The following is a 12,519-nucleotide window of genomic DNA, read 5'->3' on the forward strand; positions in this document are numbered from 1 at the left end:
AAATTCTAACACTAAATAGTTTAACGTACAATTTAATATGTTTGTTGTTACATATTCATAAAAAAAGTAATGAAATTTTAATTTCATTACTCTTGACTTTTATTATATTCCATCATTACAAAGCTTACTGCTTGAGATCTGTTTTTATAATAATAACGATTTAAATCAATTGTTCCTTCAATTTCACCATCACGGTACATCATTTCTTTTGTTAGATTATTTATCATAACAAAATCTGATTTATCTTTAATCATATCTAAATCATCATGTCTTGCAAAAAAATGTTCTAAATTTAAATGTGCGTAATCCATATAAACCTCCTGATTTGTTGTCCGAAGATAATACTAAAACTCTAAAGTGTTATATCTTTAAGTTGAATACGCGTTGATGTTATAAAACTTAAATTTTATCTATCTTATTAACTCTATTTAACACCTATTATCATTATTTAGCAAATGAAAATTACTATAATTTAAAATAAAATGATTTCATCCGGAAATCAAAGTTATATATATAACATTGGAGCTACAGCATGTCTTTCGAACAAACTTATTTTCAATTCAAACATATTATTTTTGTGTTATTAAAAAAATATCGTATTGAATATAATCGAGAAGAATATACTCAATTACTCACTATCAAAATGTGGGAATTAACACAGAAATATTCACCACATCATTCTACAACGCTACAACAATTTCTATTCTTTCGTTTAAATTTCTATTTGATTGATTTGTTTCGCAGTCAAAAACAAACAGAAATCACAATACATTCTCAATATTTAATAGAACAGCAAATTAATGTGATTGATCATAGTAACTATCAACTCATGTATGAACAGTTTTTACAACTATTAACTACTAACGAAAAAAACTGGCTTAGATTAAAATTGCTTGGTTATAAACAATTTGAGATTGCTTCGATGTTAAACTGCTCTATTTCTACAATAAAAAATTATCGAAAAAAGGTTCAAGTAAAATACATTAAATATTACGGACTAAATCAAAAATAGGAGTTGGAAAATGACACAGTTTACAAAATTATTATACTTAAAATCAGTTGCTGGAAATGAAATCATAACAATAGGACAATATACCACACATCAATTTCACTATCCTACTTCAATAATGCCTACAATTACTTATCTACTTGAAACCTATGGCTTATCTCTTTCTTATCAAACAAAACAGGCTAAACAAATTTTAAAAATAAGAAAGATGGTCCCCATATTTATTACTCCACAAATCACTTTATTTCCTCTTAAAGCGAGGCGTGCGCCCTTGCAATACTACATTAATGCAAATGCGATTGTTGGCATTAAATCAAATAATGATCAAACAACGATTTATTTTGAAAATGCTACATTCATCATCGTTGATGCTCCCTACACTTTTGTATATAAAAAATGGCAAGAAAGTATTACACTTTCTCACCTTTTAATTTAACGCATCATAATGCCCTATTGTGTTTATATTCTAATAGTTTTTTCGTAAAATAACCTGTTACTACCTTAATTAAATACAGACTAATTATCAATAATAATACTGCACCAATAAGTGTCAATATAACTATAACACTAGATAAATCAACTTCTGGTTTAATAAAAAATTGGACTGATGACAAACTTGTCAATAAAGCAAATAAGAATAATCCTAATAAAATAATATATGTAAATAAAATACTAATTAATAACATGAAGAAATACGTTGATGACACTACTTTTTCTTCAAAGATATAATTTTTCAAAAATTGATTGGAAAACGCAATCGGTCGATTGAGTTCTTCTTCATGGTGTTTATCCAAGACATTTGTTAATACTTGGTCTAGTTGATGTTTTTCTTTTTTATTTAAAAACCATAAATGCTTTTTAACTTTCTGTTTAAAAATATTTGCCTTCATTAAAGTTTCTCCTTAAATGTATAACACTTATACTATCATTATAAAGGATAAGTTATTTATCTCATGGTTTCAATGAAATTATAAAATTTTTTTAATCAAATTACATTTTCTTAATCTAAGTGGACTATCCAATAATTTTTGTTTCCATTGTGACCAGAAAACTCAATTAACTCAAATCAACTCAACAATGTATTATTTAATACAACTTTTCTGTGCACTCATCGTCATTATTTCAACAAACGGACTTTAAATTTTACAGTGTGTCAGCAATGTTGATAAAAATTAAAACACTTCCGTATCAATTCATTAAGCGATGAATTCTACGAAAGTGTTTTTCTCTTAGATTAGCATTAACCCAGAAATGAACTTACTGAGCTTACGATTATAAAATAGAAAGTCCAGAACTTTGGATGTCTTTCGCAAAGCCTTTGACTGTATCTACTGATAATTCGTTAACGTCACGTCCTAAATTATTATTCACTTTTTTAACTACATCTGCAGGACATGTAATAATATCAGCACCAATTTCATCAGCTTGGATAACGTTGATGACTTCACGACAACTTGCCCATAATAATTTCACACCTTTTTTACTGTGTGTAACCTCAACCGCTTCTTTCATCAATGGAATTGGGTCTACACCTGTATCTGCAATACGTCCAGCAAATACAGAAACATAAGTTGGCACACCTTCAGTTACAGCGTCAGTAATTTCTTTAACTTGATCTAATGTATAAACAGCAGTAATGTTTAAACGAACATTGTTTGCTGATAATTTTTTAATTAGAGAAATAGTTGATTCGCCTTTAGTGTTTACAATTGGAATTTTAACAAAAACATTATCTCCATATTGTTTTAAAATTTCTGCTTCTTTTTCCATTGTTTCTAAATCATCTGCAAATACTTCAAATGAAATTGAAGCATCAGGAATTTCACGCACAGCTTCTTCAGCAAATGCTTTATAATCTGTTACACCTGCTTTTGCCATTAAACTTGGGTTTGTAGTAAACCCATCTACTTGTTTATTTTTATAAGCAGCTTTCATTTCTTCAATATCTGCACCATCTGCAAACACTTCAACATTTAAATTTGCCATTACTAATTCCTCCTGACTAAAATAAATAATTCTATAAAGAATTATTTTTTTAACGGTTTAAACCATACACTTTATTTATACCACCTTTATTTCATAAATTCTATTTTTCTGCTTATAGATGATGGCTTATTAAAAATACAATAATTGATAATTTCTCTAGATTCACTATAGACAGGCCTTATAAGCTATATTATTATTCATTAATTTTTTTTCTTATTGTAAATTTAGTTAACTTTAAGTTAATTTATGGTATTATTACATAATGAATTGCATTAGGAGGTTATTATGGCACGTTCAAAACTTTATTTTTATTTATCATGCATTTTAATTATTATTAGCTTTTATTTTAATACTAGAAACCCTCTATTAAATATGCACTTTAATTCAATGATTAAACTTATTTTTGTTTGTAGTATTATCAATGCTATTATTTTAATAATTGCTATTATCTTTTCTGATAAATCTATTAAGCATTTACATGAAGATTCAGGCTGGATTCGACCAGTTAGTAAAATTTTACCTTATATCATATTAATTGTGATCGCAATTCATATTATAGCTTCTCTTTCAACATTTGGTATTATTTTCTAATTTTTACTACAAAAGTTATACTACTTTTGTAGTTTATTTTTTTGAAAGGAAGAAATCATCGTGCAATATTTATATATTTTTATTGGCGGTGCCCTTGGTGCATTCATTCGTTATCTATTATCTTTTTTAAATACTACTAATGGATTTCCATCTGGCACGTTTATTGCAAATATTATAGGTGCATTTTTAATGGGCTTGTTAGGTTCCTTAGCGATACAGTATTTTAGAAACAGTCCACTACTTAAAAAAGGAATGACTTCTGGGTTTCTTGGTGCGCTTACCACTTTTTCAACGTTTCAATTCGAGCTTGTCGGCATATTACAACAACAAGCATATGTAATGTTCATAACCTATGCTTTACTCAGTTACATCATAGGTATATGGGTTTGTTATGTCGGAGTTAAAATGGGGGAACGTTTATCATGAGTCAAATATTTTTAATTATGTTAGGTGGCGGAATAGGCGCAGTTATTCGTGCTGTTGTTACTAACTTCTTTAACAATAAAATTGATAGTACATTACCTATTGCAACACCTGTCGTAAATATTTTAGGTAGTTTTTTGATTGGTTTGCTCATGGGACTTACTTTAAATATTTCTTGGATTAACGCATTTTTAATTGTTGGCGTTCTAGGTGGACTAACAACTTTTTCAACTTTGTCATCAGAGTTAGTTCAAATGTTAACAGTAAACAAGCACGTATTTCACTTTATTGTTTATTCAATTTTACAATATGTAGTGTCCTTCGTCGCATGTTTATTAGGATATTTAATGATTTAACTCACATACTTACATAACAAAAGACCGTAGATATAGGTATAAACCACTATACTTACGGTCTTTTTCAATATTTTATTTCTGATTTTAATGGCCACTATATTCTGAAGGATTTGGGCCTATTCTTTTATCTTCGTTTAAACTATCTAATCGCTCTATGTGTGCTTTAGTTAACTCAAAATCAAATACATTTAAATTTTCTTCAATTCTAGTTGGTGTGACAGATTTAGGTATCACCACTACATCATGTTCAATATTCCATCTAATTATAACTTGTGCAGGTGTTTTATTAATTTCTGATGCTATCGCCTTAACTGTATCATCTTCTAAAATCTGTGCATTCATTAATGGTGACCATGATTCTGCATGTATATTCTGAACTTCTAAATATCTTCTCAATTCTGACTGAGTGAGATAAGGATGAAATTCAACTTGATTAATTACAGGCTTAATCGAAACTTGAGCTAATAATGCTTCTAAATGTTCTGCATTGAAATTACTAACACCAATATTTTTAACTTTATCATTTTTATACAAATCTTCCATACCTTGCCAAGTATCTATCATTAATGCTTCATCTAGACCTGGCCAATGCATTAAATATAAATCTAAATAATCTAATCCAAGTTTACTTAAACTAGTCTCATAAGCTTCAGCTACATTATTACGACCGTAATCATCGAGCCATAATTTAGATGTAATAAAAAGATCGCTTCTATCTAAACCTGTAGAAGCTAATCCTTCTGCAATACCCTGTCCAACCATTTCTTCATTTTCGTATATCATTGCAGTATCAATATGTCTATATCCATTTTCAATTGCATGTTTAACTGCCTTCTTACATTCATCATTATTTTCAACTCGGAAAGTACCTAAACCTATGATAGGCATTTCATTACCATTATAAAAAGTTACAAATTCCAAATTTGAGCTCCCCTTTACTATTAAACTAACTATAATAATAATCAAAATTGGCAAACTATTAAATTAAAATGCCTAAATTTTAATTAATTTGTTTAAAATAGTTATTTATGTCATTAATTTTCGACTAAAACTTAAAAAATATAGACTTAAAAGACTAAAATATCTTTAATCACTTTACTTAAACAAAAACACCTTAAAAATTTAGTTTAAGCACATTTATTCTAAGATTCATGCCTCTATGGTGTTGTACATAATTAGAATAACATTAATAAATAGTGTATTGGATACACTACTACTGTTACGCAAGTAAAACTGAAACACGATAAATTGAAGCTTGTGTTAAAGAAATACAAGCTAATACGTATGAAATTTTGATATAAAAAAAGCCCATAAATAAATTTTCAAAAAATTCATTTATGAGCCTATTGTATCTAGATTTATATTCTTGATACTTTATTAGTTAAATGTTTCAATTTCATCCATCACACGTTGTAAATCTTCAACATTGTACTGGATACGACCATGAAAAACAAACTTATTAAAGTATTCATCAAGTTGTTCTGGTCCAACTAACACTTTAGAATTGGTACTTTGTGCATAATTTGAAATAGTCACAGCACCTTCATCTTTAGGGTTGAAATATAGGATTGATGTCGGTGTGAACTTCAAGTTTAACTCTGTTTGTAATTCACCAGCTAGTTTTTCAATTTCATTTAAATAATTTGTATAATTCACAAATGATAAAGAATCTTTATCATCATTTTGATCCATTACTAATGTTTGTGCCGTTTGTTTATCAAGGTTTAACGTGTCAAACACTTGTTCCATCATCGGTTGTTCTTTGAATTGGTTAGCATTAATGCCATTAAACACATGACCTTTTAACAACTGAGAATCAATGAGATATAGTCCTGTACGCGTAAGTACTAAATGACTTATACGACGTATATCACTGAAGTTATTTTTAGGTAAGAAAATATTTGCCATGATATGCATATCTTCTGGTCGAATGCGTTTCTCATTAACTAGACGCTCACGAATACCAATTAATCTCATATCCGTTACGTACTCACTTTTATTTTTAGAGAAAAGTTTCAATGCATCTATTTCTTGATCTTTCGCATTTACTGTAGCTTCGTAGTCCTCTTTTTGTTTAGTAACTTGCTTTTTATTTTCAATTCTTTCTTTTTCTAACTCTTCATCATGTTCATCGCTAAGTTTTTGTTCTCTTGATTTATATTGCTCCTCGATGGTTTGCTGTGCTTTTTTCTTACTTTTCAAAGCAACTAAAAATAGGATTAAACAAATAACTGCTACGACTATTGCCACGATTAAACCTATTTCTATCGGGCCAAATGAATTCATAACAACAACGCTCCTTTATGTGTTCAGTAACTTAATTATAATAGATATGAGCTCATCATTCGATAGTAAAGTTAAAAAATAAATACTTCGCGCTTATATTTCTACGCTATCTTTTAATAAATTAACTTTATCTAATTTTTCCCATGGTAACAGTATATCTGTTCGTCCAAAGTGGCCATACGCAGCCGTTTGTTTATAAATTGGATGTTTTAAATCTAACATTTTAATAATGCCTGCTGGTCTTAAATCAAAGTGTTCTCTAACAGCCTCTACTAGTTCTGTTTCACTTACCTTTCCTGTTCCAAAAGTATCTATCGCAATCGAAACTGGTTCCGCTACACCAATTGCATAAGCGAGTTGAACTTCACATTTATCAGCTAAATCAGCAGCAACAATATTTTTGGCTACGTAACGAGCAGCATAAGTTGCTGAGCGATCTACTTTTGTAGGGTCTTTCCCGCTAAAACAACCTCCTCCATGACGTGCATAACCACCGTATGTATCTACGATAATCTTACGACCTGTTAAACCAACATCACCTTGGGGTCCGCCGATTACAAATCGTCCAGTCGGATTAATATAAAATCTTGTATTTTCATCGATTAATCCTTCAGGTACTGTTGGATATATAACATGTTCTTTGATATCAGCTTGAATTTGTTCTAAAGTAGTATCTTCTGCATGTTGAGCTGAAACGACAATTGTATCTATACGATGTGGTTTATCTTGCTCATCATATTCCACTGTTACTTGAACTTTTCCATCTGGGCGCAAATATTTTAAAATATTATCTTTTCGCACATCTGATAATCGTTTAGCTAATTGATGCGATAAAAATATTGGTAACGGCATATAAGTATCCGTTTCATTCGTCGCATAACCAAACATTAAACCTTGGTCACCAGCACCAGTTGCTTCAATTTCTTCTTCTGATAAATTGTCACGATATTCTAAAGCATTATCGACACCTTGTGCAATATCAGGTGATTGCTCATCAATTGCTGTTAATATAGCCATCGTTTGGCTATCATATCCATATTTCGCACGTGTATATCCGATATTTTTAATTGTTTCTCTTACAACTTTAGGTATATCTACATAAGTAGCAGTAGAAATCTCTCCGGAAATTAATGCCATACCTGTAGTTACCATTGTTTCACAAGCAACCCGCGCATTAGGATCGTCTTTCAAAATTTCATCTAAAATTGCATCAGACACTTGGTCAGCGATTTTATCTGGATGCCCTTCTGTAACCGATTCTGAAGTAAATAATCTTCTATTATAAGTCATAAATTAACTTGCTCCTTTGTCTTTGATTACGAAAATTCTCTTTGATTGAGCTCATTAAAAAAAGCCTTCTTCACTATATGAATAGAGAGAAGGCCCTTATACGTCCATTCGCTCTTATCGTTCAGACGCTATTTGTCCGCAAACGGTTTGGCACCTTTCTTCATTGTAAGAAGAGGTTGCTGGGCTTCATTGGGTCCATGTCCCTCCGCCACTCAGGATAAGAGAATCCGTTAATCACTATAGTACCGAAACTAAGTAGTAATGTCAATTTGATATTTATTTAATTTCCTTTAAAAATGGTGTGGACTAATCAATCATATGTGTTATACTCTGTAATTGTAAAGGCTTACATTAATTTAATAGCGTTGGAGGGATTTAGTATGGCGGTAGATACATACACTTACACAAAAAAAGTCCAAAATATTTTGGACAAGAAGTCTTCATTATTTCAACAATCCACAACACAGTTGTATAAGAAAATTCTTAATAACAATGAAGGAGAATTAACTGAACTAGGTGCAATTAACGCTAAAACAGGTAAATACACTGGTCGTTCACCGAAAGATAAGTTTATTGTTAATGAACCATCATACAGAGATGACATTGATTGGGGAAATATCAATCAACCTATTGAAGAGGACACATTTTTAAAGTTATATGATAAGGTATTAAATTATCTAAATGAAAAAGATGAATTATATGTATTTAAAGGATATGCCGGTAGTGATCAAGATTCACAACTTAAACTAACAGTTGTAAATGAATTGGCTTGGCATAATCTATTCGCACAAAATATGTTTATTCGTCCTGAAACAAAAGAAGAAGCAGAAGAAATCAAATCTGACTTTACTATTGTATCGGCACCATATTTTAAAGCTGATCCAAGTAAAGATGGTACAAATTCAGAAACATTTATTATTACTTCATTTAAACACAAAGTCATTTTAATCGGTGGAACAGAATACGCTGGTGAAATGAAAAAAGGTATCTTCTCCGTAATGAACTACTTACTACCTAAAGATAATATTATGAGTATGCACTGCTCCGCAAACGTTGGTGAAAAAGGTGACGTAGCTCTATTCTTTGGACTTTCTGGAACAGGTAAAACCACGCTTTCAGCAGATTCAACTCGAAAGTTAATTGGTGATGATGAACACGGATGGAATGAAAATGGTATTTTTAATATCGAAGGTGGCTGTTACGCAAAAGCAATCAACCTTTCTTACAAAAAGGAACCTCAAATTTATGAAGCAATTAAATACGGTACGATTTTAGAAAACGTTGTTGTAGATGAAGAAGGCGATGTCGACTTTGATGATAACTATTATACTGAAAATACGAGAGCCGCTTATCCAATCAATCATATAGATAATATCGTTACACCTTCCAAAGCAGCACATCCAAATACGATTATTTTCTTAACTGCTGACGCTTTTGGTGTGTTACCACCTATCTCAAAACTCAGCAAAGATCAAGCAATGTATCACTTTTTAAGTGGATTCACAGCTAAACTTGCAGGAACAGAAAGAGGTATAACTGAACCTGAACCATCTTTCTCAACATGTTTCGGTTCACCTTTCTTACCATTACACGCAAAAGTTTATGCAGACTTGCTAGGCAACTTAATAGATAAACACGATGTAGATGTATACTTAGTAAATACCGGTTGGACTGGTGGTAAATATGGCACAGGACGCCGTATTAGCTTAAATTATACGAGACAAATGGTTAATCAGGCAATTACTGGTCAGTTAAGAGATACAGAGTATATTCAAGATGACATGTTTGGATTAAATATACCAGTGGAAGTTGATGATGTACCTCAAACATTACTAAATCCTATAAATGCTTGGAGTAAGCCAGAGGCATATAGAGAACAAGCGCAAGATTTAAAAGACAGATTTAAACATAATTTCGAAAAATTTGGCGATGAAGTTTCTGATTTAGCACAAAACGGCGGATTTTAAATAAAATACTAAATAAAGCACATGGACCACATTACAATTGTGGTCCATGTGCTTTATTAGTGACTGTTTTATTTTTTTCCACTTTTACCATCCATTGTTTAACTGTAGATAATGCTTTTTTCATCGCAAATGGCCTTGGTACATGGCCTTCATCCATTTGATAAAATGTTTGATAAGTTGTGCCAATATGTTTCAATTGTGTTTCCAAATAATAGGCTTGGTGAATCCCAACTTGTTTATCTTTCCCTCCATGTACTATAAGTATCGGAGGACTATCGGCATGTATATTAATTAACGCATCTCTTTGCTTATATGCTTTTTCTTTTTTCTTTGGATGTCCAACCATCCTTCTCAACATACCTCTTAAATCTATTCTTTCCTCGTACATGAGACGAATATCGGACACACCACCCCAAATAATATAACTAGCTATAGGCAAATCCTGAAATGTAAGTAACCCCTGTAATCCACCTCTAGAAAAGCCTATCATATGAATATAAGCTTCTGGATAAAGTGTATTTAATATTCGAATAGCAACCGTAACATCATTTAAATCTCTACCATAAAATTCATCTTTGCCTTCACTACCATTGTTACCTCTATAATACGGTCCAAATACAAGTGTTTGCGCATCTGAAAATTGCATTAGTCGCCCTGCTCTTACTTTACCGACTTGCCCTTTACCACCTCGCAAATATACAACAATTCGCTTTACACTTTTATGTGGTTGCATTAATAAACCTCTAACATTAATGCCATCTACTTTATAAGTGACTTCTTCAAAAATATGGTCAGGTACTTCTATAGGCATTCTTTTTTTATGCATAAAATCCAAGCTCGATCACTCTCTCTAAACATTGTAAGATTGCAGTATCCTTCAATAAATAACTTTTACGTTCTTCTGCAATGTCTGAAATACTATTGAAAATTAATGGTCCGTCAGTTTCTAAATAATCATTTTTGGTTTGTAATCGATCTACTTTAACCATAAAAACATCTTTTGTGAACGGTATACCATTTTGACGATTAACACAATATTGAGCAATATAATGTTTGTCTTTAATATTTATAAGCGCCCCTGTTTCTTCAAACAATTCCCTTTCACACGCTTGTTCACTCGATTCTCCTTCTTCTCTTTTGCCTCCTGGAAATTCTATGCCCCTTAATTTATGTTTGGTGAAAAGCAATTGTCCTTGATATATAGGAATAACCAAGACATGATCACCATCTGGGATGTCATTTTCATCCTTAAATGATAAATAGACATCATCATTTTCTTTATCTTTAAACTTCACAAACATCAAACTCCCTTTATATATGTTAAACTATCATTGCTATGTAAATTGTTGGAGGCAAAATTTTATGAAAAAAATCTTTCTAGGACTTATCTATATATATCAACATTTCATTTCTCCGATGACCCCGGCTACTTGTCGTTTTTACCCCACTTGTTCTGAATATACTAGAGAAGCCATAGAAGTTTTCGGACCCATCAAAGGTACTTGGTTAGGTGTTAAACGTATTTCAAAATGTCATCCACTCCATAAAGGTGGATTTGATCCAGTACCTTTAAAAAAAGATAAAAAGCATAAACATTAATTAATCTGAGTTAAATTAAACTTGTTTACAAAAGGAGGTTCAAAATAAATTGAGCCTCTTTTTAATATGCCCGAATGCGCTACAATATCATTTTCAAAATAAAATCCGTGTGGTGTAATATCGCTTGGATAAGTAGCATACCGTGCTAATAAAGCTGTAAAATAACGACTTAATCCATATTCATACATACCACCAATGACAAATTTCACATGTTTTTGTTCTAATATTTCAATTATTTCCAAGACTTTATCAATGCCACCTAGTCTGAATGGTTTTAATACCACAACATCAATTTTATAATTTTCAACATAATATAAAATTGCTTTCAATGATACTGCCTTCTCATCAATAGCTATAGGAGGTAATTCAGAATCTTTAAAATCATTTACTTTTTCTATATCTTTAAAAGGTTCTTCTAAATAAAGTATATCGCTGCTTGAAAGGAGGATAACTTTCTCAACTTCACTATTTTTAACCGATTCATTAGCGTCAATGACGATCTGAGGTTTAAATGGCAATCTCTTCAATTGTTTTACATCTTCTAAAATATTTTCAGACCATTTTATTTTTATGCGATGTGGTTGTGTGACTTTTAAGTTGAAAATATGCTTATATGTTAGACCACTAACTGTTGCACCATAGGGTACATTAAACGTTTCTAATTCGTAAAAAGCCTGATAACAGGCCATCACAATCATACTTCGTGTAGCAGGATATATCTCCAAACATTGAAGTGCATTTTGTACATCCGAAAAGCGTTCAAACTCATGGTTTTTAAATGTTTCAAACCACTTTATTGCTTGGTCATAAACTACTTCTATCGTTTCATCTGCATACCAATCTGTTTCAAAAGCGTTACACTCTCCAAAATAATGTATATGTTTATCAGTTATAAACTCAACAAAAAGTGCTTTACGCTTGTCCATTTTTACTTTAGGAGTAACGATTGCATGCTTAAAATAATTATTACAAATATAAAGTTTCATTTCGCTCAATTTCATAATTGCTCACG

At 31.0% G+C, this 12,519-nt stretch carries 16 protein-coding genes and 1 riboswitch; of the genes, 7 read left to right on the forward strand and 9 right to left on the reverse strand.

Going from position 1 to position 12,519, the window contains the following annotated elements; translation table 11 throughout:
• Window positions 1-86: 86 nt before the first annotated feature.
• On the reverse strand, window positions 87-311 hold the full coding sequence (locus KA873_RS07560) for a hypothetical protein (RefSeq protein WP_019468074.1): 225 nt from the start codon (window positions 309-311) through the stop codon (window positions 87-89).
• Between the two features lie 221 nt (window positions 312-532).
• Here KA873_RS07560 and KA873_RS07565 point away from each other — a divergent pair, with 221 nt between their 5' ends.
• Together KA873_RS07565 and KA873_RS07570 are read left to right on the forward strand one after the other, a co-directional pair.
• On the forward strand, window positions 533-1,012 hold the full coding sequence (locus tag KA873_RS07565) for a sigma-70 RNA polymerase sigma factor region 4 domain-containing protein (RefSeq protein WP_107521422.1): 480 nt from the start codon (window positions 533-535) through the stop codon (window positions 1,010-1,012).
• A 10-nt stretch (window positions 1,013-1,022) separates the two neighbouring features.
• Complete coding sequence (locus KA873_RS07570; RefSeq protein WP_107505405.1) at window positions 1,023-1,445, forward strand: competence protein ComK; 423 nt, start codon at window positions 1,023-1,025, stop codon at window positions 1,443-1,445.
• Window positions 1,446-1,449: 4 nt separating this feature from the next.
• On the opposite strand, the gene KA873_RS07575 is transcribed toward KA873_RS07570, so the two are convergent.
• A complete protein-coding gene (locus KA873_RS07575) occupies window positions 1,450-1,899 on the reverse strand; it encodes a hypothetical protein (RefSeq protein WP_107384754.1) in 450 nt (149 codons plus the stop codon).
• 382 nt (window positions 1,900-2,281) lie between these two features.
• On the reverse strand, window positions 2,282-2,995 hold the full coding sequence (locus tag KA873_RS07580) for a transaldolase (protein ID WP_107384755.1): 714 nt from the start codon (window positions 2,993-2,995) through the stop codon (window positions 2,282-2,284).
• A 285-nt stretch (window positions 2,996-3,280) separates the two neighbouring features.
• Here KA873_RS07580 and KA873_RS07585 point away from each other — a divergent pair, with 285 nt between their 5' ends.
• Genes KA873_RS07585 through KA873_RS07595 form a run of 3 tightly spaced genes read left to right on the forward strand, consistent with a single transcriptional unit; the run spans window position 3,281 to window position 4,365 of the window.
• Complete coding sequence (locus KA873_RS07585) at window positions 3,281-3,586, forward strand: hypothetical protein (RefSeq protein WP_107521381.1); 306 nt, start codon at window positions 3,281-3,283, stop codon at window positions 3,584-3,586.
• Window positions 3,587-3,646: 60 nt separating this feature from the next.
• Window positions 3,647-4,012 carry a fluoride efflux transporter CrcB gene (crcB, locus tag KA873_RS07590; protein ID WP_107521382.1) on the forward strand — a complete coding sequence of 122 codons (366 nt, stop codon included), beginning with the start codon at window positions 3,647-3,649 and terminating at the stop codon, window positions 4,010-4,012.
• Window positions 4,009-4,365: a fluoride efflux transporter FluC gene (locus tag KA873_RS07595; protein ID WP_107505420.1), complete on the forward strand. Its 357-nt coding sequence runs from the start codon at window positions 4,009-4,011 to the stop codon at window positions 4,363-4,365. The genes crcB and KA873_RS07595 overlap by 4 nt, the downstream gene beginning before the upstream one ends.
• 84 nt (window positions 4,366-4,449) lie before the next feature.
• Here the strand turns inward: KA873_RS07595 and KA873_RS07600 are convergent, their stop codons facing one another.
• The 3 genes from KA873_RS07600 to metK all read right to left on the reverse strand — a co-directional run bounded on the left by KA873_RS07600 (window position 4,450) and on the right by metK (window position 7,941).
• Entirely contained in the window at window positions 4,450-5,286 is an 837-nt protein-coding gene (locus tag KA873_RS07600; protein WP_107385361.1) for an aldo/keto reductase, read from the reverse strand.
• A 456-nt stretch (window positions 5,287-5,742) separates the two neighbouring features.
• Window positions 5,743-6,651, reverse strand: a complete 909-nt coding sequence (locus KA873_RS07605; protein WP_019468065.1) for a nuclease-related domain-containing protein — start codon at window positions 6,649-6,651, stop codon at window positions 5,743-5,745.
• 93 nt (window positions 6,652-6,744) lie between these two features.
• A complete protein-coding gene (gene metK / locus KA873_RS07610; RefSeq protein WP_107505286.1) occupies window positions 6,745-7,941 on the reverse strand; it encodes a methionine adenosyltransferase in 1,197 nt (398 codons plus the stop codon).
• 111 nt (window positions 7,942-8,052) lie between these two features.
• A riboswitch (SAM riboswitch) is annotated at window positions 8,053-8,165 on the reverse strand.
• Window positions 8,166-8,321: 156 nt separating this feature from the next.
• Between metK and pckA the strand changes: the two genes are divergently transcribed.
• Window positions 8,322-9,908, forward strand: a complete 1,587-nt coding sequence (pckA, locus tag KA873_RS07615) for a phosphoenolpyruvate carboxykinase (ATP) (RefSeq protein ID WP_107384997.1) — start codon at window positions 8,322-8,324, stop codon at window positions 9,906-9,908.
• A gap of 31 nt (window positions 9,909-9,939) precedes the next feature.
• On the opposite strand, the gene KA873_RS07620 is transcribed toward pckA, so the two are convergent.
• Window positions 9,940-10,743: an alpha/beta hydrolase family protein gene (locus KA873_RS07620; RefSeq protein ID WP_181187706.1), complete on the reverse strand. Its 804-nt coding sequence runs from the start codon at window positions 10,741-10,743 to the stop codon at window positions 9,940-9,942.
• Window positions 10,727-11,209 (reverse strand): RNA deprotection pyrophosphohydrolase, encoded by a 483-nt coding sequence (ytkD, locus tag KA873_RS07625; RefSeq protein ID WP_107384996.1) that lies wholly within the window; start codon window positions 11,207-11,209, stop codon window positions 10,727-10,729. The genes KA873_RS07620 and ytkD overlap by 17 nt, the downstream gene beginning before the upstream one ends.
• 61 nt (window positions 11,210-11,270) lie before the next feature.
• Here ytkD and yidD point away from each other — a divergent pair, with 61 nt between their 5' ends.
• Window positions 11,271-11,507 (forward strand): membrane protein insertion efficiency factor YidD, encoded by a 237-nt coding sequence (gene yidD / locus KA873_RS07630; RefSeq protein ID WP_206748476.1) that lies wholly within the window; start codon window positions 11,271-11,273, stop codon window positions 11,505-11,507.
• Here the strand turns inward: yidD and menC are convergent.
• Entirely contained in the window at window positions 11,504-12,508 is a 1,005-nt protein-coding gene (menC, locus tag KA873_RS07635; RefSeq protein WP_107505287.1) for an o-succinylbenzoate synthase, read from the reverse strand. The genes yidD and menC overlap by 4 nt on opposite strands.
• Window positions 12,509-12,519: the final 11 nt, after the last annotated feature.

This window comes from Staphylococcus sp. GDY8P45P, from assembly GCF_017892745.1.
GTDB classification, from domain to species: domain Bacteria; phylum Bacillota; class Bacilli; order Staphylococcales; family Staphylococcaceae; genus Staphylococcus; species Staphylococcus cohnii.

Coding starts and splice junctions, on each gene's coding strand:
- pckA (WP_107384997.1), top strand. CDS start 8,322: ATGGCGGTAGATACATACACTTACACAAAAAAAGTCCAAAATATTTTG.
- KA873_RS07585 (WP_107521381.1), top strand. CDS start 3,281: ATGGCACGTTCAAAACTTTATTTTTATTTATCATGCATTTTAATTATT.
- KA873_RS07570 (WP_107505405.1), top strand. CDS start 1,023: ATGACACAGTTTACAAAATTATTATACTTAAAATCAGTTGCTGGAAAT.
- KA873_RS07565 (WP_107521422.1), top strand. CDS start 533: ATGTCTTTCGAACAAACTTATTTTCAATTCAAACATATTATTTTTGTG.
- ytkD (WP_107384996.1), bottom strand. CDS start 11,209: ATGTTTGTGAAGTTTAAAGATAAAGAAAATGATGATGTCTATTTATCA.
- KA873_RS07560 (WP_019468074.1), bottom strand. CDS start 311: ATGGATTACGCACATTTAAATTTAGAACATTTTTTTGCAAGACATGAT.
- KA873_RS07605 (WP_019468065.1), bottom strand. CDS start 6,651: ATGAATTCATTTGGCCCGATAGAAATAGGTTTAATCGTGGCAATAGTC.
- menC (WP_107505287.1), bottom strand. CDS start 12,508: ATGAAATTGAGCGAAATGAAACTTTATATTTGTAATAATTATTTTAAG.
- yidD (WP_206748476.1), top strand. CDS start 11,271: ATGAAAAAAATCTTTCTAGGACTTATCTATATATATCAACATTTCATT.
- KA873_RS07595 (WP_107505420.1), top strand. CDS start 4,009: ATGAGTCAAATATTTTTAATTATGTTAGGTGGCGGAATAGGCGCAGTT.
- KA873_RS07580 (WP_107384755.1), bottom strand. CDS start 2,995: ATGGCAAATTTAAATGTTGAAGTGTTTGCAGATGGTGCAGATATTGAA.
- metK (WP_107505286.1), bottom strand. CDS start 7,941: ATGACTTATAATAGAAGATTATTTACTTCAGAATCGGTTACAGAAGGG.
- KA873_RS07575 (WP_107384754.1), bottom strand. CDS start 1,899: ATGAAGGCAAATATTTTTAAACAGAAAGTTAAAAAGCATTTATGGTTT.